Source organism: Aeromonas sp. A600620, from assembly GCF_029479985.1.
In the GTDB taxonomy this organism is placed as follows: domain Bacteria; phylum Pseudomonadota; class Gammaproteobacteria; order Enterobacterales; family Aeromonadaceae; genus Aeromonas; species Aeromonas veronii_A.
The window spans coordinates 1-19,861 of the sequence record NZ_JAAKXB010000013.1; the positions used below are offsets into that span (position 1 = coordinate 1).

Annotated in this window: 17 protein-coding genes and 1 tRNA gene; 7 read left to right on the plus strand and 11 right to left on the minus strand. The window is 60.8% G+C overall.

Going from position 1 to position 19,861, the window contains the following annotated elements:
- Window position 1 precedes the first annotated feature (1 nt).
- Window positions 2-77 (plus strand) — tRNA-Val (locus G5533_RS15365).
- Window positions 78-374: 297 nt separating this feature from the next.
- Here the strand turns inward: G5533_RS15365 and G5533_RS15370 are convergent.
- A complete protein-coding gene (locus tag G5533_RS15370) occupies window positions 375-1,688 on the minus strand; it encodes a sodium-dependent transporter (protein WP_429195999.1) in 1,314 nt (437 codons plus the stop codon).
- A gap of 431 nt (window positions 1,689-2,119) precedes the next feature.
- Between G5533_RS15370 and G5533_RS15375 the strand changes: the two genes are divergently transcribed.
- Entirely contained in the window at window positions 2,120-2,839 is a 720-nt protein-coding gene (locus tag G5533_RS15375) for a substrate-binding periplasmic protein (RefSeq protein WP_216979489.1), read from the plus strand.
- Between the two features lie 3 nt (window positions 2,840-2,842).
- Here the strand turns inward: G5533_RS15375 and G5533_RS15380 are convergent, their stop codons facing one another.
- Together G5533_RS15380 and G5533_RS15385 are read right to left on the minus strand one after the other, a co-directional pair.
- Window positions 2,843-4,156 carry a sodium-dependent transporter gene (locus tag G5533_RS15380; RefSeq protein WP_441255008.1) on the minus strand — a complete coding sequence of 438 codons (1,314 nt, stop codon included), beginning with the start codon at window positions 4,154-4,156 and terminating at the stop codon, window positions 2,843-2,845.
- Between the two features lie 211 nt (window positions 4,157-4,367).
- Entirely contained in the window at window positions 4,368-5,207 is an 840-nt protein-coding gene (locus tag G5533_RS15385) for an isopenicillin N synthase family dioxygenase (RefSeq protein ID WP_216979488.1), read from the minus strand.
- Between the two features lie 206 nt (window positions 5,208-5,413).
- Here G5533_RS15385 and G5533_RS15390 point away from each other — a divergent pair, with 206 nt between their 5' ends.
- A complete protein-coding gene (locus G5533_RS15390) occupies window positions 5,414-5,977 on the plus strand; it encodes a DUF2799 domain-containing protein (protein ID WP_005362971.1) in 564 nt (187 codons plus the stop codon).
- A gap of 51 nt (window positions 5,978-6,028) precedes the next feature.
- Here G5533_RS15390 and G5533_RS15395 read toward each other — a convergent pair whose 3' ends face one another.
- A complete protein-coding gene (locus tag G5533_RS15395; protein WP_441255010.1) occupies window positions 6,029-6,847 on the minus strand; it encodes a Cof-type HAD-IIB family hydrolase in 819 nt (272 codons plus the stop codon).
- A gap of 110 nt (window positions 6,848-6,957) precedes the next feature.
- Window positions 6,958-8,187, minus strand: coding sequence for an MFS transporter (locus tag G5533_RS15400; protein ID WP_441255011.1), 1,230 nt, complete (start codon window positions 8,185-8,187; stop codon window positions 6,958-6,960).
- Window positions 8,188-8,293: 106 nt separating this feature from the next.
- On the opposite strand from G5533_RS15400, the gene G5533_RS15405 reads away from it, so the two are divergent.
- Entirely contained in the window at window positions 8,294-8,917 is a 624-nt protein-coding gene (locus G5533_RS15405) for a helix-turn-helix transcriptional regulator (protein ID WP_421263514.1), read from the plus strand.
- 311 nt (window positions 8,918-9,228) lie between these two features.
- A complete protein-coding gene (locus G5533_RS15410; RefSeq protein WP_005304871.1) occupies window positions 9,229-9,705 on the plus strand; it encodes an Lrp/AsnC family transcriptional regulator in 477 nt (158 codons plus the stop codon).
- 131 nt (window positions 9,706-9,836) lie between these two features.
- Here the strand turns inward: G5533_RS15410 and G5533_RS15415 are convergent, their stop codons facing one another.
- Window positions 9,837-10,154: a hypothetical protein gene (locus tag G5533_RS15415; RefSeq protein WP_005343224.1), complete on the minus strand. Its 318-nt coding sequence runs from the start codon at window positions 10,152-10,154 to the stop codon at window positions 9,837-9,839.
- A 145-nt stretch (window positions 10,155-10,299) separates the two neighbouring features.
- The gene (locus G5533_RS15420; protein ID WP_005335715.1) at window positions 10,300-10,527 is read right to left on the minus strand and encodes a hypothetical protein; all 228 of its coding nucleotides are present in this window, start codon (window positions 10,525-10,527) and stop codon (window positions 10,300-10,302) included.
- Window positions 10,528-10,733: 206 nt separating this feature from the next.
- Between G5533_RS15420 and G5533_RS15425 the strand changes: the two genes are divergently transcribed.
- Both G5533_RS15425 and chrA read left to right on the plus strand, forming a co-directional pair.
- On the plus strand, window positions 10,734-11,180 hold the full coding sequence (locus tag G5533_RS15425) for a nucleotide triphosphate diphosphatase NUDT15 (RefSeq protein WP_441255013.1): 447 nt from the start codon (window positions 10,734-10,736) through the stop codon (window positions 11,178-11,180).
- Between the two features lie 67 nt (window positions 11,181-11,247).
- Complete coding sequence (gene chrA, locus G5533_RS15430; RefSeq protein ID WP_441255014.1) at window positions 11,248-12,420, plus strand: chromate efflux transporter; 1,173 nt, start codon at window positions 11,248-11,250, stop codon at window positions 12,418-12,420.
- Window positions 12,421-12,494: 74 nt separating this feature from the next.
- On the opposite strand, the gene msrB is transcribed toward chrA, so the two are convergent.
- The 4 genes from msrB to malQ form a co-directional block, all read right to left on the minus strand.
- Window positions 12,495-12,881, minus strand: coding sequence for a peptide-methionine (R)-S-oxide reductase MsrB (gene msrB, locus G5533_RS15435; RefSeq protein ID WP_368171407.1), 387 nt, complete (start codon window positions 12,879-12,881; stop codon window positions 12,495-12,497).
- Between the two features lie 68 nt (window positions 12,882-12,949).
- The gene (glgX, locus tag G5533_RS15440) at window positions 12,950-15,106 is read right to left on the minus strand and encodes a glycogen debranching protein GlgX (protein WP_219296176.1); all 2,157 of its coding nucleotides are present in this window, start codon (window positions 15,104-15,106) and stop codon (window positions 12,950-12,952) included.
- A complete protein-coding gene (glgB, locus tag G5533_RS15445; RefSeq protein WP_268012063.1) occupies window positions 15,106-17,283 on the minus strand; it encodes a 1,4-alpha-glucan branching protein GlgB in 2,178 nt (725 codons plus the stop codon). Before glgB ends, glgX begins: the two co-directional genes overlap by 1 nt.
- An 82-nt stretch (window positions 17,284-17,365) precedes the next feature.
- Complete coding sequence (gene malQ / locus G5533_RS15450; RefSeq protein ID WP_216952049.1) at window positions 17,366-19,555, minus strand: 4-alpha-glucanotransferase; 2,190 nt, start codon at window positions 19,553-19,555, stop codon at window positions 17,366-17,368.
- Window positions 19,556-19,861 lie beyond the last annotated feature (306 nt).

Genomic DNA, 19,861 nt, shown 5'->3' on the forward strand with positions numbered 1-19,861 from the left:
AGGTCGTTTAGCTCAGCTGGGAGAGCACCTCCCTTACAAGGAGGGGGTCACTGGTTCGATCCCAGTAACGACCACCATATTCGCAAGCGAAGCTGAGATATCAGCTGCGTTTGCAGAGAAAGTCCCCACTCAGATGGGGATTTTTTTTGCCCGCAATTCAGTACTTCAACTTCTTCTGTTGCCGGTGTGGCGAACCAAGCTCCACCTCTTATAGTGCCACTCTGCCATTTCGCACATCCTCTACTCTGCTCTGCCGAGATTGCCCGACTGCACTCCTGTCCATCGTGATGCTGCTCATATGAACGCCTGTAATAAAGTAAACGCCAGCAATAAAAAGGGCAGGCCAAGGCCTGCCCGAACGGATGCGCAAGGTGCTACATGATCCCGCGGATCAGGATCCCGCTGATCAGCAGCGGCGCCACCACGCGCCAGCACCAGAGCAGCGCCAGACGCAGGGCGGGTGACAGGCCCGCAGGCAATATGGCATCACCCAATCGCCAGCCCAGCAGCAGGGTCAGAACCAGACCAAACAGCGGCATCATCAGGTTGGAGGTCAGATAGTCGAGCAGCTCGAAGATGGTCTTGCCAAACAGGGTCAGATTGCTCCATGGGCCGAACGACAGGCTCACCGGAATGCCGGAGGCCATGATGAGCAGGGTCAGTACCCGGCAGGCGCCACGACGCGACCAACCCCACTCCTCGGTGGTGAAGCGCACCAGATGCTCCAGCATGGAGATGGAGGAGGAGAGAGCGGCGACCAGCAGCAACAGGAAGAAGACCACCCCCAGTCCCTGACCGAACGGCAGATGGCTGAACACGGCAGGCATGGTCATAAAGGTGAGACCCGGCCCGGCAGTGGGGTCTATGCCGGTAGAGGCCAGCGCCGGGAAGATCATCAAGCCCGCCAGCACCGAGATAAGGCTTGCCAGAGTGACCACCCAGACGCCGGAGCGCAGCACACCTTCGCTATTGGGCAGGTAGGCGCCATAGGTCGTGTGTACCCCGAGCCCGATGGAGAGGGAGAAGAAGGCCAGTCCCAGCGCGTCCAGCACGCTCTGGCCGGTCAGCATGGAGAAGTCCGGCAGCAGCAGCTGGCGCACACCCGCCATGGAGCCGGGCATGGAGAGGCCAACCCCCACCAGCAGTAGCATCATGATGAAGAGCGCGGGCATCATCCAGCGCAGTGCCCGCTCAACCCCTTTCTGAATCCCCCCCTGCACGAACCACCAGGTCAGGCCCGCGAAGATCAGATGGGTCAGCACCGGCCACCAGGGGTTGCTGACATAGCCGTTGAACAGGGCGGTGAGGGCGCTCCCCTCGCTCAGGTTGAGCTTGCCAGCCATCGCCAGCGCGGCGTAACCCACGGTCCAGCCACCGACCACGCTGTAGAAGCTGTATATAAAGAAGCCGCAGGCGATCCCCATATACCCCATCCAGCGCCAGTTCGGCCCCACCAGTTTGCGAAAGGCGCCGAGCACCCCGCGCTGGCTATGGCTGCCGAGCAGGGTTTCGCCGACCTGTACCGCTACCCCCAGGGTGAAGCTGAACAGCAGAAACACCAGCAGAAAGGCGCCACCGCCATTGGTGGCGGTCACATAGGGAAACTTCCAGATGGCACCAAGGCCAATCGCTGTGCCTGCTGCGGCCAGCACATGACCGAGACGGGAAGACCACTGAACCTGGCTCATACAACCTCCGGGTAACACGACATCGAAGCAATACTCCTCTGTAGCAATAAACGACAGACCATAAAAAAGGCCGCCTGAGGCGACCTTTGCAATGAACATTCAGAAAAACTGTGCGTGCAAGGTCACCTCTCTTGCGAGCTAAAAAATCGACCAAACAGCACGAGGATGGCAGACATGAGGTGGCAACCTGACTTATGAATGAGGAAACAGCCTAAACCATGGAAAGAATAATTGACACATAAAATCAAAATTTTTTTATGTGTGCCGCTGTCACCACTCTGACTTACGTACAACTCAATCGGCGAGCGCGTTGCCGGGCCGTATCTTTTCTACCTTGTGGCTATTTACTGGGCGATAATCGACGTAGCTTCTTCTGGAACTAGTGACCGCTACATGGCGCTGACGGGAACAACAATGAAACAGGATGTCGTATGAGATGTATGGTGTTGCCCTGGTTACTGATCAGCCTGAGTGTGTCGGCGCAGCCCGGATTAACCCTGCTGAGTCATGACTTACCCCCCTTTACCGAATACCGCGACGGCAAGCTCGACGGATTTGCCATTCGCCTGATCGATGAGGTGCAGGAGGAGCTTGGCACCCGCTATCCGGTGCGGATTTACCCGCTCAAGCGGGCGCTGGCGCTGGCACGGGTCGAGCCCGGCTATGGACTGTTCGTGGTACAGCGGCTCCCGGAGCGGGAGTCCCATTTCAAATGGGTTGGCCCGCTCTTTATCAATCGGGTCTTTATCTATCAGGCGCCGGATAGTCGCCACCCGCTGACCTCGCTGGCACAGCTGCGGGATCTGCCCAGAGTGGGGGTAGTGCTGGGCAATGCCGATGATGTGCGGCTGACCCATGAGGGCTACACCAATCTGGTGCGCTACAAGACAGTCGGGGAGGCGATAGAGCGGCTGATGCTGGGCAAGATCGATGCCTTGCCGATGGCGGAGCTGGTGATGGAGGCCACCCTCGACAAGATGGGGTTATCCCGGCGCAGCATTGTCAGCAGTGGGGTACTGCTCCATCAGGCCGGTCTCTATATCGTCTTTTCCAAGGGAACGGATGATGCCGAGATCACCCGCTGGCAGCATGCCCTGGATGCCGTCAGAGCCGCCCAGGGGCGGGCCGATGAGCCCGCCCGTGAAGAGTAACCGTCACACCAGACCGCGAATCAAGATCCCGCCGATCAGCAAGGGGGCAATCCAGCGCCAGCAGTTCATCAGCAAGTGATGCCAGTGGCTGGCAATCCCCTGCGGCAGCGCCTTGCGTCCCAGCTTCCAGCCCAGCAGCAGCGTCAGCATCAGGCCGAACAGCGGCATCATCAGGTTGGAGGTGACAAAGTCCAGCAGCTCGAAGATGGTTTTGCCAAACAGGGTGGCGTGTTGCAGCGGGCCAAACGACAGGCTGACCGGAACACCGCTAACCATGACGAATCCAGTGATGGCGCTGCAGGCTGTGCGGCGTGAGCAGCCCCAGGTCTCGCACAGGAAGCACTGCAAATGCTCCAGCAGGGATATGGCCGAAGAGAGTGCCGCAAAGACCAGCAGGGCGAAGAAGATCACCTCAAGCACCTGACCGAAGGGCAACAGCTGAAATACCGCCGGCATGGTCATAAAGGTGAGGCCGGGGCCGGAGGCCGGGTCGATACCGGTCGAGGCCAGCACCGGGAAAATCATCAAACCCGCCAGTACCGCCACCATGCTGGCCAGCAGCACCACCCAGAGGCTGGAGCGACCAACCCCTTCGCTGGTCGGCAGATAGGCGCCGTAGGTGGTGTGAATGCCCAGACCGATGGAGAGGGAGAAGAAGGCCAGCCCCATGGCATCGAGCACGCCGGACATCCCCAGCTTGCTGAAGTCGGGCATCAGGAAGTGACGTACTCCCGCCATCGCATTGGGCAGGGTGAGGCCAAAGGCGACCAGCATCAGGATCATCAGGAACAGGGCCGGCATCATCCAGCGCAAGGTGCGCTCCACTCCTTTCTGAATGCCGCCTTGCACCACTATCCAGGTGAGGGCGGCAAACAGCAGGTGAGTGAGGATTGGCCAGACGTCGCCGCTGACATAGTCATTGAAGCGGGCGGTGAGAGCAGCCGCATCCCCATGGTTGAGCTGACCGGAGAGGGCCATGCCGGTATAACCGAGCGTCCAGCCGCCCACCACGCTGTAGAAGCAGTAGATGAGCAGGGTAGAGATCACTCCCATTACCCCAACCCAGCGCCACTGTTTGCCGAGCAGATCGGAGAAGGCTCCGACTACCCCGCGGCGACTCATGCTGCCGAGCAGGGTTTCCCCCATCAGTACCGCCACCCCCAGGGTGAAGCTGAACAGCAGAAAGACCAGCAGGAAGGCGCCGCCGCCGTTGACGGCGGTGACATAGGGGAATTTCCAGATTGCGCCGATACCGACCGCGGAACCCGCTGCGGCGAGGATGTAGCCGAGTCGGGATGACCATTGGGACTGCTTCATAAGAACTCCAATCGAGCGCCCCTTGGCAGGGCAGAATGGCGCTCATGTTACGGAGGTCACTACGCAATCACTACGACGGTTATCAGGTGTAAATGCGATTTATTGGCATGATTGGCTAATTTAATTCTGTTTTTAGCCCAATCCTGCCACCAAATAAAAAACCGGAGCGAGATTGCTCCGGTTTGGTCTCTGACAACTGCTCGTCGGCGGACTAGATCACCCCGAGCTCCCGCAGCCGCTCCATCAGGTAGCTGTGGGCGGTATGACGCTCGGAGAGCACTACATCCGGGCGCGGATGGAGGAACAGCGGCAGGGAGATACGCGACTTGGCGGCGCTGCCACCGGTCGGGTTGATGACGCGGTGAGTGGTGGAAGGGTAGTAGCCGCGAGAGGCCTCCTGCAGCATGTCACCGATGTTGATGATGAGGGTGCCAAAGTCGCACGGCACGTCCATCCATTCGCCATCGGAGCCCTTCACCTGCAGCCCCGGCTCGTTGGCGGCGGGCAGAATGGTGAGCAGGTTGATATCCTCGTGGGCGGCGGCGCGGATGGCGCCCGGCTCCTCGGTGCCATCGAACGGCGGATAGTGCAGCACCCGCAGCAGGGTCTTCTGGCTCTCTTCGATCATCGAGGAGAGCGGGCAGCTGTAGTTGGCGGCAATATCGGCCGGGGTGTACTGCTCGACCCAGCTCAGCAGCTCTGCGGCCAGACCGTTGGCGAGGCGATAGTACTCCATCGCCTGCTCTTTCAGCTCTTCCGGCATCTGGCCCCAGGGGTAGATGTGGAAGTACTCCTTGATGTCTTTCTGGCTATGGCCCTTGGCCACCTCGGAGACCGACGGCGGGAAGTAGCCATCCTGGGTTTCGCGGTTGAACAGGAAATCCTGCTTCTGCTCGCTCATGAAGAAGCGATACCAGTTGTCGTAGATGGACTGCACCAGCTCTTTCGGGATGGGGTGGTTGGTCAGCACGCCAAAGCCGGTGGTTCGCAGGGATTCGGTGAAGCGTTGGGCCGCATCGGGTGAGCGGTAATCGACGGTCAGGACTTTCATTGTTTTTGTTGCGCGCCAGTTAAAAGATGGGGCAGTTTACCTTGCGCCTGATAACAAGGAAAGCGGGTTGGCCGCCCGTCTGGCACGGCGTTTAATAGTGACAAAAACATCAAATAAACCGCGCCAGACCGCACGGGAGCGCATCCCTTGTTATGGCCTTTTATCCTCTCTAGAATGCCGGTCACTATCTTTTCCGGAGTCTGTTCATGTCCCCCAAAATCCTGTTGCTGACCCTGCCGGTATTGCTGGCGGGATGCAGTGCCCTGTCAGAAGATGAGTGCCGCACCATGAGCTGGTACAACCTGGGTTATCAGGATGGATCGGAAGGCAAAACCCGTCAGGCGACCCGCGATTACGTTTCGTCTTGCAGCGAATATGGCCTCAAAGTGGATGAAGCCGAGTGGAAACGGGGCTACGACAAGGGGCTGGAGCTCTACTGCATTCCCGAGCTGGCTTACAGCAAGGGCAAGGAGGGGCAGGCCTATCTGGGGGTATGCCCCAATGACGCCAGCTTCCTCAAGCAGTATCAGCGTGGCTACGAAGAGTACAAACTGGCTGCCCGCCTGCGGGAGATCAGCGACGAGCTGGAGCGTACCGAGCGTGATATCGATACGCTGGAGCGCAGCATCCGCAACGAAACCAACACGGAGCAGCGTGACTATTACCGCGCCAAGCGCGATCGGGCCATTCGCCACTACGAATCCCTGCGCCGGGAGTACAACCGTCTGCGTTATCCGGATCGGGTGATCCAGTTCTCCTTCGGCGGTTAATCCCTCTCTTCATGGCCAGCCCGCGTGCTGGCCATGTTGCATCTTGTCAGCTCAGGGCAGTACCCAGCGCTGTAGCGCCAGTGCGATACCATCTTCGTTGTGGTCGGCCGTGACCCGATGGGCATGGCTCTGGATCTGCGGGGCCGCATTGCCCATGGCCACCGCCAGCCCCACCTGCTCGAACATGCTGATGTCGTTGTTGTTGTCACCAAACGCCACCACCTGATCCATCTCAATCCCTTCGCTGGCGGCCCACTGGGCAAGCCGGTTGCCCTTGCTGCAACCGGGCTGTACCAGCTCCACCGCATAGGGGGCCGCCCAGTCGCGGGTAAAGGGCATCTGCTCGACCACCTCGCCCATAAAGGTGTGCAGGCGCGCCGGATCCTGATTGAACAGCTCCAGTTTCCAGACCGGGTTGTCGAGCCAGCCTGCCAGCTCCTCAACCGGATGGATGGCGATCTTGAGGTGGTCCGGCTGATTGGCCGACCAGTGGCGGATGCGGGTGACATGCTCTTCACAGCCGATGTAGCCGATCCCCTCGCTCAGATGGAACAGGGTGCCCATCTGCTGTGCCTCGACCGCGGCCAGCAGCTCGGTAAGCGGGGCAGCCGCCAGCGGGTCGCCGCTGATGATCCGGTTCTGCACCGGATCATAGAGATAGGCGCCGTTGCTGCAGATGAGGGGGGTGTCGAGGGCCAGCTCGTGGTGGAAGGGACGCGCCGTCATGTAGTGGCGCCCCGTGACCAGCAGCACCTTGATGCCGTGGGCGCGGGCTTGCGCCAGGGCTGCCCGGGTGGCCGACGAGATCTTGTGATCCCGGGTCAGCAGGGTGCCATCCATATCGAGCGCGATGGCCTTGTACTCACTCATAGCTCCTCCAGCATCGAACAAATCCGCAAAGAGCCTTACCGTCCCAGACCCGGCGCCCCGATGCAAGTCTTGCCCGCAGCCGAAGCGCCGAACTGTGATCCCTTCGTGGCTCAGGTGCAGCTGGCCAGCTGTTGACGACGGTCGGCACGGCGGCGCAGCAGATAGAAACCGGCGGCACTGGCAAGGGAGCAGAGGGTGGCGAGATAGAAGGGCCACTCGGTACCGGCCAGCAGCACCAGACTGCCGAGCAGCACCGCCAGGATCTCGCTGCCTACGGCGAGGGCGCGGTAGAGCCCCATCGCCTGCCCCTGTTGCTCCGGGTGACTGCGGTTGGAGATCGCCACCGAGGTGGCCAGCTCCCCCAGACTCATGCCGATACCAGCGGGAACGAAGGTGAGTGCTAGCCCCCACCAGTGCACAGGCAGGATAAAGAGCAGCATGCCGCTCGCCATCACCAGATGGCCGACAATCCCGAGGGAGCTGCCGCGCCAGTGGCGGGCGATGCGGGAGCCGAGCCAGGAGCCCGCCATCATGGGCAGGCTCACCAGCACCGCCGCCTGCGCCAGCTGGGCCGGATCCCAGGCCAGCCGCTCTACCAGCCAGATGTTGAAGTAGGTGAAATAGAGCTGCACGGCGCCATAGCTGATCAGGGTGAGTGCGAAGTAGGGGAGCAGGGCCGGTTGCAGCAACAGCTGGCGGCTGGAGAGAGTCGCGGCCTGAAGGGTGGCCGCCACCGGCGGACGATAGGGGATCAGCCAGTAGACCAGTAGCAGGTTGAGCAGGGTCATCGCGACGGCCAGCCAGGCGGCCAGACTGTAATCCCCCGAGATCACCGCGGCGTAGCCCCCGATCATCGGCCCCACTACCCAGCCCAGATTCATGCCGATGTTGATCCAGGCGAAGCTGCGGGCCTTGTGCTCCTTGCCGGCGAGATCCGCTGCCATCGCTTGCACGATGGCGATGTTGCCGTTGCACAGCCCCTCTACAATCCGGCTGAGCAGCAGCAGGGGGAGGGAGCGCCAGGCGATACCGAGTGCCATCAGGGCATAGCCTGCCAGTACCCCCGCCAGCGAGAGCAACAGCAGTGGCTTGCGGCCATAGCGGTCGGAGAGGCGACCGAGCCAGGGGCTGCCCACCAGCTGGAACAGCGGATAGAGCCCCATGATGACCCCCAGCCACACCTTGCGGCTCCAGTCGGAGGCATCCGGCGTCAGCATCCCCTGCGCCGGATCCAGCAGCAAAGGTGCCAACACCGGGGAGGGAAGACTGAAGCCTGCAACTGCCAGCGTGACCGTCATGACCAGCACCCAGAGGGGATTTTTGTGCTCGTGTTTCTCCATGCTGCACCCATTAAGTAAAGTTATTGGTTTATTTATGCTGGTTCATAGACGAGATTAAGTAAAGTGAATTATTGATTTAATAAAGGGCGCTCCCCATAATGAGATCATGAACGCAAGCACCGACAAGATCCTGTTTCTGCTCAAGAGCCATGGCCCGCAGAGCGCCGCCGCGCTGGGGGAGCAGTTGCAGATGACCTCCATGGGCGCCCGCCAGCACCTGCTCACGCTGGAGCAGGAGGGGTGGGTCACATTCAGCGACGAGGCGCGCGGGCGCGGTCGTCCCGTGCGGCTGTGGCAGCTCACCGAGCAGGCCTGGCAGCGCTTCCCCGATAGCCATAGCGACCTGACCGTGCAACTGATCGACAACGTGCGCGAGCTGTTTGGCGAGGAGGGGATGGAACGGCTGATCCAGCAGCGGGAGCAGCAGATGCTTGTTCGCTATCAGGAGGCGCTGGGGTCCCATGGCCTCTCTGGCCGGTTGGCGGCGCTCAAGGAGCTGCGTACTCGCGAGGGCTACATGGCGGAGACCCGCCGCGAAGAGGATGGCAGCTGGCTGCTGTGGGAGAGCCACTGTCCCATCTGTGCGGCGGCGCGCGCCTGCCGCGGTTTTTGTCGCAGCGAGCTGGCGCTGTTTCGCCAGCTGCTGGCGCCGGCGACGGTGGAGCGGGAGCAGTATCTGCTGGAGGGGGCGCACCGCTGCCTCTATCGCATCACGCCGCCCGCGTTCTGATTGCGCCAAACGCCCAAAAACAACAAAGCAGGCGCCGGGATGCCTGCTTTGTTGCCTTCGGGGAGGGGGTTCTCTCGTTCCAGCCCGTCATTTCCCGATAAAGTAAGACGGCTGATGGGGCTCTTGACCCGGTAAGGTCCTTCACCGCAGAGACCCGGTCAGGTATCTGCTTTGCCACCGGAAGATGTAACCATAGTATCCCTCCCGTGCAGGTGAGTGGTTGCAAAGTAACCACTTATTTCGGTTGTTTTTGCAATAGTTCACCCTTAATCTAGGAAAAGTGGATTAGTCATTGCAACGAGGAAGGGTAGATGCTGAAACTTGATCGCATAGACAGACATATTCTCGAGCTGATGCAGGAGAATGGCCGCATCAGCAATCTGGAACTGGCCGAGCTGGTCGGGCTCTCGCCGTCCCCCTGCTCCCGCCGGGTCAAGGCGCTGGAGGATGCCGGTCTCATCGACACCCACGTTACTCTGCTCAACGCCCGCCAGCTTGGCCTCACCCTCACCGCCTACATTCACATTTCCATGGACAGACACACGCCCGAGCGGTTCGAAAACTTCGATCGCGCCATCAGCGAGTTGCCCGAAGTGCTGGAGTGTGACCTCATCACCGGCAATGATGCCGACTACCAGCTCAAGGTGGTGGTGCGCGACATGGAGCACTACCAGCACTTCCTGCTGGACAAGCTGACCCATATTCCGGGGGTGACCGGGGTGCGCTCCAGCTTCGTGCTGCGCCGCATCAAGCACAAGACGGCGCTGCCGCTCAACCATCTGGGTTGAGCCCGCGCAAACCGTTTATAGAAACAGAAAGAGGGGGCCAGTGGCCTCCTCTTTTGCTATTCGCTCTTGGTTATTCGGTCGTGGTTATCGGGTCTGGATTAGCTGTCGCGGTGACGGGGCGACTGCCGTGGTCAGACGCTGACCTGGCTGATATCTTCCACCTGCAGCAGCCAGCCGCTCTGCTCCTGCTGCGGTTCGCCGCTAACTCGCAGCCGCTCGCCGGTCGGCACCCACTGCCCCTCGGGCAGGGAGACCAGCAGGCTCTCGCTGCCGTTGTCGAATAGCCAGCGATCTTCGCCAAGCGATTCAATCAGATAACCTTCCATCTCCACTCTGGACTCGGCTTGCCAGGATGGCGCAACGGAATCACGGCTCTCGATGAAATCCCCCTGAACACCAAAACTGGCTAGCCCCCACAGAATGGAGAGCCCGACGATGGATGTTTGCATCTTGTCTCTCCTCTTTTGGAACTGTAGGGCCAGTATGGGAACAGAAAACTGAGCGCACCATGAACAAGGTGGCAAAGTGCTGGCGAGATCGCGAAAAAATCCGGCCAATTGGCCAGTAGAGTCATTTTATGGTGTCTGGATCACACTATTTGGCGGCTTCTTCTGCCATCCGTTCAGCTCTTGGCTTATTCGTCCACATGGCTACCCCGCGATGATCCCCACAGATCCCCTCTGCCACCACGGCGCGAACCCGGGTGCCATCTTTGCAAATGGCCTGCCAGGCGTCGGCATCATCGATGGCGAGCGAGTTGGGGGGCGGCGTGGTTTGGCAAGCCGTGAGCAGCAGAGCGCACAGGGGGAGCAATTTTTTCATGGCGGACTCCTCGGGGTGATGGGGGACCGAGAGGATTGGGATGACCTCTCCATCCGGGCTTCACTCCCCAGCATCAGTGATAACCGGTTAAGGGGCAAGGGGGGGGACCACTGACGGCCGCAGGTACCGTGCAGCCGGGGCTTGCCCTGTGCCCTTCTTGGGCCTAAGGTGGGGCCGTTTTACTGCCTTATTGAAGGAGCGTTTTCATGTCCACTCTCTATCCCCGCGTCGGGGTCGGCGTCATCCTGACCAACGCCCAAGACCAGGTGCTGCTTGGCAAACGCAAAGGGAGCCATGCCCCCTACTGGTCGATCCCGGGTGGTCATCTGGAATTGGGGGAGAGCTTCGAGTCGGCGGCGATCCGCGAGGTGGCCGAGGAGACCGGACTTGGAATTCACGGGCCCGAGGTGGTGGCGGTGACCAACAATCTGGAGACCTGGCGCGAGAGCGGGTTGCACTATATCTCGGTGACGCTGCACGCTAAGGCCGATGGTGAGCCGCAACTGCTGGAGCCGGAGAAGTGCGAAGGCTGGTTCTGGTGCGATCCGCGCGCGTTGCCCGAGCCCCACTTCGATGCCAGCCGCCAATCCATCGCCTGCTGGCTGGCGGGACGCTGCTATCTGCCGAGTGATGCGCCAATGGTGTCGGCCTAATCAGTCTGATTGTCATAAAACGATCATCGCGCTGTCATAATATCCCCTCTCCATCGGGAGAAGAGGGATGAGGGAGGAGAGCGTGGGACAGGTATTTATTCAGTTTTTATGGCTGGGATGCATCAGTTTTGGTGGTCCGGCCGCTCATATCGGTTATTTCCAGCGCGCCTTCGTCCAGCGGCTCGGTTGGCTCACACAGGCCGAATTTGCCCGCTTGCTGGCGCTGTGCCAGCTGCTGCCGGGACCCGCCTCCAGCCAGCTTGGTTTCGCCATCGGTCGTCATCGCGCCGGTCTGGGCGGGGCGCTCTCAGCTTTTCTTGGCTTCACGCTGCCCTCATTTCTTCTGCTACTGGCGGCTGCGATCGGTATCGGTATCGGTCAGCTGGGCAGCAATCTGTTGCTTGATGCGGCGCTGCACGGCCTCAAGCTGTTGGCGCTCATCGTGGTGGCCGATGCAGTGCTCACCATGAGTCGTCAGTTCTGTGCCACGGGAATGACCCAGGGGATCATGGTGGTGACCGCTGCTGCACTCTGGTGGCAGCCCGGTCTGCTGACTCAACTGTTGATGCTGGCGGGAGCGGCGCTGATCTGCGCCCGCAGCCAGTGCGGGGCGGGTAGTCGCCCTGCCTCAGCCGAGTTGCCTTCTGCCGCCAGCAGTCAGCCTCATTGGCCGACCCTGTTGCTGTTTGGCATCCTTTTTATCGGCCTGCCGCTGCTCGGCAGCCCGCTTGGCCAGCTGGTTGCCGACTTCTATCGCGCCGGTAGTCTGGTGTTTGGCGGTGGCCATGTGGTGTTGCCGCTACTGCAAGAGAGCGTGGGACACACTCTCAACGAGCAGCAGTTTCTGACCGGTTACAGCCTGGCCCAGTTGGTGCCGGGCCCCATGTTTACCCTTGCCACCTATCTTGGCGCCCAGCTGCAGCCCGAAATGCCGCTGATCGGGGCCCTGTTGGCGACCATGGCGCTGTTTGTGCCCGGTTTTCTGCTGCTCTGGGCGGTGGGCCCCTGCTGGCAACAGTGGCTGGCCCGGCCCCGTCTGGCGGGGGCCGTCACCGGAATCAACGCCGCCGTGGTGGGCTTGTTGTTGGCGGCCCTCTATCAGCCGGTGTGGCAGAGTGCGGTGCTGGCGCCGACCGATCTTGCGCTGGCGGCCATCGGCTTTTATCTGCTGCGGGTGTTGAAGTTGCCGGTGCCGGCCATCGCGGCCCTGTTGGTGATGGCTGCTATCCTGCTGGCGTGAAGCCGGTGAAATCCCGATAAAAAAACGGCGCCTCCATAACGGAGGCGCCGTTTTTATTGCAATGGGTAAACCGTTCAGACCTCGGGTTCGAAATCCAGACTCAGGCTGTTGACGCAGTAGCGCTGGCCGGTCTCGGTCGGTCCATCGGGGAAGACGTGACCGAGGTGAGAGCCGCACTGGCGGCAGGTGATCTCCACCCGCTTCATGCCGTGGCTGTTGTCCTCGGTGTACTCCACCGTCCCCTCGATGGCCTTGTCGAACGAGGGCCAGCCGCAGCCGGAGTCAAACTTCGCATCCGAGTGGAACAGCACGCTCTTGCAGCAGACACAGAGGTAGTCGCCGCTCTTGCGATTGTGGAGCAGGGCACCGCTGTAGGGGCGCTCGGTGCCCTTCTCCCAGCAGACGTGAAACTGCTCGGCGGTCAGTTTGCTGCGCCACTGTTCCGGATTGTTACTGCTCATACCGACTCCTTGCCATCCATACCGGAGCCCAGCATAGCGGCTCCGTAAAGCTGACTCCAGCATGCCTCTTATGCTTTGCCTGTATCTGTGATCGAGGTGGCAACCATCTCCTCACCGGATGCAGGGAGAATTTCCTGCTGCGGTGGCTGGGCATCCTCCGCCGTGCTGGCCAGCGCCACCCGCTCCAGCAGTTTGAGGGAGTGGGCCCGGCCGACCGCCACCTGCCGTTTGATGTCATCGGGCAGGAAGGGCAGCCCATCGTTGGTGGCGGTGTCGATAGTCTGGATCCACTCCAGCCCTTCCCCCGGAGGCGGCAGGCGGAACTGGATATCGTAGTCGCTGGCGTTGAACAACACGTACCAGCGCTCGCCAACACAGTTGATCATGCCGATATCCATGGCGAATGCCTGCCCCATGGGGGCGTGCCAATCCTGATCGGTGAGCTGGTGGCCGTCCGGGTGATACCAGTTGACCTGATGGCAGCTGGACGGGGTGCCATTCCAGCTGTCGTCGCTCAGTTGCAGGTTGGAGAAGACGCACGACTCCGCCCGCAGCGCCATCATCTGCTGGGTGAAGGCGAACAGCCGTTCATCCTCCGGTCGCCACTGCCAGTTGACCCAGCTGATCTGGTTGTCCTGACAGTAGGCGTTGTTGTTGCCAAGCTGGCTGCGGCCCATCTCGTCCCCGGCGAGGAAGTGCGGGGTCCCTTGCGACAGCAGCAGGGTGGCAATCAGATTGCGCTTCTGCTGCTGGCGCAGGCTGTTGACCCGCGGATCCAGGGTTGGCCCCTCTACCCCATGGTTATAGGAGAGGTTGTTGCCGTGACCATCCCGATTGTCTTCACCGTTGGCCTGATTGTGGCGCTGGTTGTAGGAGACCAGATCCTCCAGGGTGAAACCGTCGTGATAGCAGAGGTAGTTGACGCTGGTGTGGGGGGAGCGCCAGTTCTTCGGGAAAATATCCCGCGAGCCTACCAAGCGGGTGGCAAAGTCCCCCATCTTGCCCGCATCACCGCGCCAGAAGGCGCGCACCGTGTCGCGGTAGCGGTCGTTGATCTCCTGCCACTGGCTCGGGAATTGACCCAGCCGGTAGCCGAAGGGGCCGATATCCCAGGGTTCGGCGATGAGCTTGACCTGTGACAGCACAGGGTCGGCCATCACGGCCTTGAAGAAGGCGCCCATGGGCTCGAACTCCCCCGCTTCCCGCGCCAGCGTCACCGCCAGATCGAAACGGAAGCCATCCACCTGCATCTCGGTAACCCAGTAGCGCAGGGCATCGAGCACCAGTCGCAGGGTGTTGGGGTGATCCAGATTGACGCTGTTGCCACAGCCGGTCACGTTGGCGTGACGGGTGTAGTCCGGGCCGTGGGGGCCCGCTTCGAAGGCGTAGTAACCGGCGTTGTCAAAGCCCTTGAACGAGAGGGTAGGACCGTCGAAGCCCGAGGCGGCAGTGTGGTTGTAGACCACATCCAGGATCACCTCGAGCCCGGCCCGGTGCAGCTCGCGCACCATGGTCTTGAACTCGGTCACCGCCTCGTCTGCTCTGGTGCTGTAACGCGGCTCCGGGGCGAAGAAGGCGATGGGGTTGTAGCCCCAGTAGTTGGTGAGTCCCAGCTGCTCCAGTCGCGGTTCCGACATGAAGGCGGCCACCGGCATCAGCTGCACCGAGGTGATGCCGAGGCTCTTCATGTGCTCGATAACCAGCGGGTGACAGATGCCAAGGTAGGTGCCCTGCAGCGCTTTGGGGATCCCCGGGTGCTGCTTGGTAAAGCCCTTGACGTGGGTCTCGTAGATAATGGTGCGGGCCGGGCTGATCCCGGGTTTGCCAACCCCTTGCCAGTCAAAACTGTCATCCACTACCACCGACTTGGCAATCATCCCGGCACTGTCCCCCTGATAGAGGGCTTCATCCCAGTAGGTGGGACGACTGAGCGCCTTGGCGTAGGGGTCGATCAGCAGTTTTTGCGGATCGAACAGCATCCCCTCCTGCGGGGTACCATAGACCCGATAGCCGTAGCGCTGACCGGCCTTTACGCCGCGCACGTAGCCAAAGCGATACTGGCCACGGCGGCCGGGCAACTCCAGCCGCATCAGCTCCTGCTCCTGCTCGTCGTACAGGCAGATCTCCACCTTGTCCGACTGGGGGGCCCAGACGCAGAAGTGGCAACCGTTCTCGTCAAGGCGGGCCCCCAGCGGGTGGCCCACCCCTTTTTCCATTACAAGCATCAAGACTCCTGTTTGATAAACAAGGTCGCCAGCGGCGGCAGATCCAGCACTATGCTGTGCGCCATCCCCTGCCAGGGGGTCGGCTCGGCAGCGAACACCAGACCTACATCATAGTTACTGCCCCAGTAATACTCGCTGTCGGTGTTGAGCATCACCCGATAGTGGCCCTCAGCTGGGACGCCGATCCGATATTCGAGACGAGGCACCGGGGTGAAGTTGCAAGCCACCACAATAGCCTGCTTGCCCTCTTTGTCCGCCCGCAGCCAGGCAAAGATGCTGTTGTCGGCATCGTTATGATCCAGCCAGCGGAAGCCGGTCTGCTCATAATCGGCCTGATACAAGGCAGGCTCATGACGGTAGAGGTGGTTGAGATCGTGGATCAGTCGCTGTTGACCGGCATGCTTGGGATATTGCAGCAGATGCCACGGCAGTTGGGCGTCGTGGTTCCACTCGTTGCTCTGAGCGATTTCGGTGCCCATGAAGTTGAGCTTCTTGCCCGGGTGGGCGTACATGAAACCCATGTAGGCCCGCAGGTTGGCTGCTTGCTGCCACTCGTCGCCCGGCATCTTGTAGAGCATGGAGTGCTTGCCGTGCACCACCTCGTCGTGGGAGAGCGACAGGATGAAGTTCTCGTCATAGTGGTAAACCATGGAGAAGGTCATGTCGTTGTGGTGGTAGCGGCGGTGGATCGGCTCTTTCTGCATGTAGGTGAGGGTGTCGTGCATCCAGCCCATATTCCACTTGAAGCCAAAGCCGAGGCCGCCGAGGAAGGTGGGGCGGGAGACACCGGCAAAGGCGGTGGACTCTTCGGCGATGGTCATGGCGTGGGGATACTTGCCATAGACCTCCTCGTTGGTCCACTTGAGCAGGCTGATCGCCTCGTAGTTGTGGTTGCCGCCATCGACGTTCGGTACCCACTCACCGGCGTTGCGGGAGTAATCCAGATAGAGCATGGAGGCGACCGCATCCACCCGCAGTCCGTCGATGTGGAACTTGTCGAGCCAGAACAGGGCGCTCGCCACCAGGAACTGGCGCACTGTGTCGCGGCCAAAGTCGTAGATGTAGGAGTTCCAGTCCGGGTGCCAGCCACGGCGCGGATCTTCATATTCGTAGAGCGGGGTGCCATCGAAGCGGGCCAGGCCGTGGGCATCGGACGGGAAGTGGGCGGGCACCCAGTCCAGAATGATGCCGATGCCGGCCTGGTGGCACTGGTCGACGAAGTATTTGAAATCATCAGCGGTGCCGTAGCGGCTGGTAGGGGAGAACATGCCCACCGGCTGGTAGCCCCAGGAGCCGCTGAAGGGGTGCTCGGAGACCGGCAGCAGCTCGATGTGGGTGTACTCCATCTCCTTGACGTAGGCGACCAGCTCCACTGCCAGCTCGCGCCAGCTCAGGCTGTCGCCGTTGGGGTGGCGCTTCCAGGAGCCGACGTGCAGCTCATAGATGGAGAGCGGCTGCTCGCGTTTGTCGTTGTGCTGGCTGGCAATCCACTCGGCATCCTGCCACTGGTACTGGGCGTGGTCATAGACCACGGAGGCGAACGACGGATACTGCTCGCAGTAGAAACCGACAGGGTCGCTCTTGTGGGGCAGCCGGTTGCCCATGGGATCCTTGAGCTCGAACTTGTAGCGATCCCCGGCCTTGAGGCCCGGCACAAACAACACCCAGTGACCGCAGAGGCTGCGCTGCATCGGGTGGCGGCGGCCATCCCAGAAGTTGAAATCGCCGATCAGGCTCACGGCGGTGGCGCTCGGCGCATAGACCGCAAAACGCACCCCCTCCACCTGCTGGCCAAGATGCTCCACGGTGCGCAGCTGGGCGCCAAGGGTGTGATAGAGGTTTTCCGGCTGGGCGGTCAGTTCGGCCAGGCCTGCCCAGGCGGCATCCTGAAACTGATAGGGGTCGATGACCTCGGTGGTGGCATCTTGGTAGCTGGCGATCAGCTGATAGGGGAAGGAGTTTTTGCGGCGGGTGAAAACAGTTTCAAAAAGACCCGATTCATCGGTGGGCGCCAGGGTGGCAACGACTTTGCCCGACTTGAGATCCTTGACGCGGACTTCGAGGGCATCAGGCAACCAGGCGGTCAGTTTGAGGCCGGGCCCATCCGGATTGGCCTGCAGGCCTAAGTGAGAGAAGGGATCGGAACAGCGGGCAGCAACCAAACGTTCAACGAGCATCGAGATTTCCTTTCATGACAGAGCATCCACTCCGGCCGAAGCCGGAGTGGATTTAGGTGAGAACGCTGTGGGAGACAGCGTCTCAACGACTGGCCTCATCACGGGCTTGGCTCATCTTGCCAGCCAGTGCCTTGAGTGCCTCATTGGCAAAAATATCTTCCAGATCAGCGGAAAGCTTGCGGCGCCAGTTGGGGTATTCGTAACTGGTGCCCGGTACGTTGACCGGCTTGTCCATCTCCAGCCAGTCTTCCAGCTGGGTACTGAACAGGGCACAGCTGCCGCGGGACATATGGATCTGCAGACCGTGGTTGAGTTCGGTGTTCATGCCGACCCAGTTCACGTCATGACTGATGTTGTCAGAGATGACCTTGTGGGCATGCAGGCTGTCGAGGATCCGCTGTTTGGCCTGGTGGCGATCAGCATACAGAGTCTTCAGCACATCTTCATCCGGATACAGACCCAGTTGACGGCCGAGCGCCAGATCATCGCAGTGCCAGAAGCCCTTGAGGGTCGGCATGTCGTGGGTGGTCAGGGCTGACATCGCCTGCTCGGTGTAGTGCGCCGGGGAGATAAAGCCGCCATCTTCCTTGGAGCGCTCGAAGAAGAACACCTTGTAGGAGTGGACGCCGTTCTCTTTCAGAGTCACGTCGATCCCCTCCGGCACGGTGCCCAGATCCTCGCCGATCAGCAGGCACTGATTGCGGTGGGATTCGAGGGCCAGAATGCCCAGCAGATCGTTGACCGGATAGTAGATGTAGGCGCCCTTGGCGGCGGACGCTCCGGGCGGTACCCACCACAGGCGCAGCAGTGCCATCACGTGGTCGATGCGCAGTGCGCCGCAGGAGCGCATGTTGGCACGGAACAAGTCCACCATCGGCTGGTAGGCCGCTTCAAACAGCTTGTTCGGGTTCATCGGGGGCAGGCCCCAGTTCTGACCGAGCGGGCCGAGGATATCGGGCGGCGCACCGACAGAGGCTTTCGGGCAGTAGAGATCCTGGTTTGCCCAGATCTCGGTGGAGCCTTCGGAGACGCCCACCGCCAGATCCCGGTAGATACCCATCACCATGCCGGCAGCTTTGGCACGGGCATCGGCTTGCGCCAATTGCTCATCAGCCAGGAACTGCAGATAGAGATAGAAGTTTACATCTTGCGGGTGCTCGGCCATCCAGGCGGCAACGGCAGGGTTGTGGTAATCGCGCAGCTCCTGCGGCCATACCGGCCAGCCCCAGGCATTTTCGCCTTTGGCATAGAAGTGGGCCTGCAGGGCATCAAATGCAGCCTGCTGCTGCAGGCTGTCGCCACCGGCGGCGACGAAGGCATCGAAGGCGGCCTGACGTTCGGCGCTCAGGGTGGCATCGTCGAACACCTGACGCAGCATGCCGATCTTGGTCTCGATGACGCCGGTGTAATCGACGTTCTCTTTGGCGCGCAGATCGGCCAGATGCTGCTGGAAGGCAGGACTTGCCACTTCCGCTTTCAGGCGATCGTTCTGCTGGAATTCGGGCACCGCTTCCACATTGATATAGGCTACGTTGAGCCAGCGACGGGAAGAGGGGCTGTAGGGACTGGCGCTCTCCGGATTGGCCGGATAGAGGGCGTGGATAGGGTTGAGGCCGACGAAGTGGGCACCCCAGGCGGCGGCTTTCTCAACCAGCTGGCCCAGATCGCTGAAGTCACCGATACCCCAGTTATGGCGGCTGCGCAGGCAGTAAAGCTGCACGCTCGGACCCCATACCTTGCGGCCATCGGCAATCGGCGCCTGCTTGTAGCAGGCCTTGGGGGCAACGATGAGGCGCATGGTGGCCAGCGGCTCGTCATTGCCCTCTTCCAGCAACACCAGCTGGTGATAACCCAGCTCCGGGGCCATATCCAGCGTGACGCGATAGGCCTGGCACTCCATCTCTTCAAATTCGGCCACGCCGACCAGCTCACCCTCGATGGGGGTGAATTGACCGGACAGCACTGCACCCTGCTCCTGCTGGAGCTGCCAGGTGAGGGCGTCGTTGACGAATTCGATGGGGAGGCGAACCTCAAGGGTAACGGCGTCGCCGGTGCGAACCACCATCACAGGATCCAGCGCCCGCAGCCAGTGCTGGCGATGCTCCTCTTCCAGCTGCTGCACCAGTGCGGCCTCGTCATCGACGCGGTAGCCCATGGCGCCCAGCATGGCGGCCTTGCTCTCTTCTGATACCTGGGCCGGGTGGCCCCAGGCATCGACATACTCGCTGGCGATACCTTTTGCGGCAGCCAGCTGTTCAATCAGGGTGGTCATAGTTTGAGAATTCCCGCTGTGGATTCTATCTATACTATTTTGTTTGATTTTTATGGGGTGGTACTTGAACAGTGGCTCTTTGGCCATGCTAAACCGCGCACATTTTTACATATCTCTGTGAATGGTTGTGTGACCGAGTAGGCACTATTGTTGATATCTGCGCGATGCCACGATCTGGCACTTTTTTCGTCAAAACGTGGTAATCAGTTACATAAACAGAAAATTAATTTCACAGTTTTTCATGATATAGCGCAATTTCAGACAGAATGTTGGTTGACTCACCGGAGAGTTCTAGTAAATTTACAA

Coding starts and splice junctions, on each gene's coding strand:
- G5533_RS15385 (WP_216979488.1), bottom strand. CDS start 5,207: ATGAAAGTCCTGACCGTCGATTACCGCTCACCCGATGCGGCCCAACGC.
- G5533_RS15405 (WP_421263514.1), top strand. CDS start 8,294: ATGAACGCAAGCACCGACAAGATCCTGTTTCTGCTCAAGAGCCATGGC.
- G5533_RS15400 (WP_441255011.1), bottom strand. CDS start 8,187: ATGGAGAAACACGAGCACAAAAATCCCCTCTGGGTGCTGGTCATGACG.
- malQ (WP_216952049.1), bottom strand. CDS start 19,555: ATGACCACCCTGATTGAACAGCTGGCTGCCGCAAAAGGTATCGCCAGC.
- G5533_RS15420 (WP_005335715.1), bottom strand. CDS start 10,527: ATGAAAAAATTGCTCCCCCTGTGCGCTCTGCTGCTCACGGCTTGCCAA.
- G5533_RS15380 (WP_441255008.1), bottom strand. CDS start 4,156: ATGAAGCAGTCCCAATGGTCATCCCGACTCGGCTACATCCTCGCCGCA.
- G5533_RS15375 (WP_216979489.1), top strand. CDS start 2,120: ATGAGATGTATGGTGTTGCCCTGGTTACTGATCAGCCTGAGTGTGTCG.
- glgX (WP_219296176.1), bottom strand. CDS start 15,106: ATGCTTGTAATGGAAAAAGGGGTGGGCCACCCGCTGGGGGCCCGCCTT.
- G5533_RS15395 (WP_441255010.1), bottom strand. CDS start 6,847: ATGAGTGAGTACAAGGCCATCGCGCTCGATATGGATGGCACCCTGCTG.
- G5533_RS15425 (WP_441255013.1), top strand. CDS start 10,734: ATGTCCACTCTCTATCCCCGCGTCGGGGTCGGCGTCATCCTGACCAAC.
- chrA (WP_441255014.1), top strand. CDS start 11,248: ATGAGGGAGGAGAGCGTGGGACAGGTATTTATTCAGTTTTTATGGCTG.
- G5533_RS15390 (WP_005362971.1), top strand. CDS start 5,414: ATGTCCCCCAAAATCCTGTTGCTGACCCTGCCGGTATTGCTGGCGGGA.
- G5533_RS15370 (WP_429195999.1), bottom strand. CDS start 1,688: ATGAGCCAGGTTCAGTGGTCTTCCCGTCTCGGTCATGTGCTGGCCGCA.
- glgB (WP_268012063.1), bottom strand. CDS start 17,283: ATGCTCGTTGAACGTTTGGTTGCTGCCCGCTGTTCCGATCCCTTCTCT.
- G5533_RS15410 (WP_005304871.1), top strand. CDS start 9,229: ATGCTGAAACTTGATCGCATAGACAGACATATTCTCGAGCTGATGCAG.
- G5533_RS15415 (WP_005343224.1), bottom strand. CDS start 10,154: ATGCAAACATCCATCGTCGGGCTCTCCATTCTGTGGGGGCTAGCCAGT.
- msrB (WP_368171407.1), bottom strand. CDS start 12,881: ATGAGCAGTAACAATCCGGAACAGTGGCGCAGCAAACTGACCGCCGAG.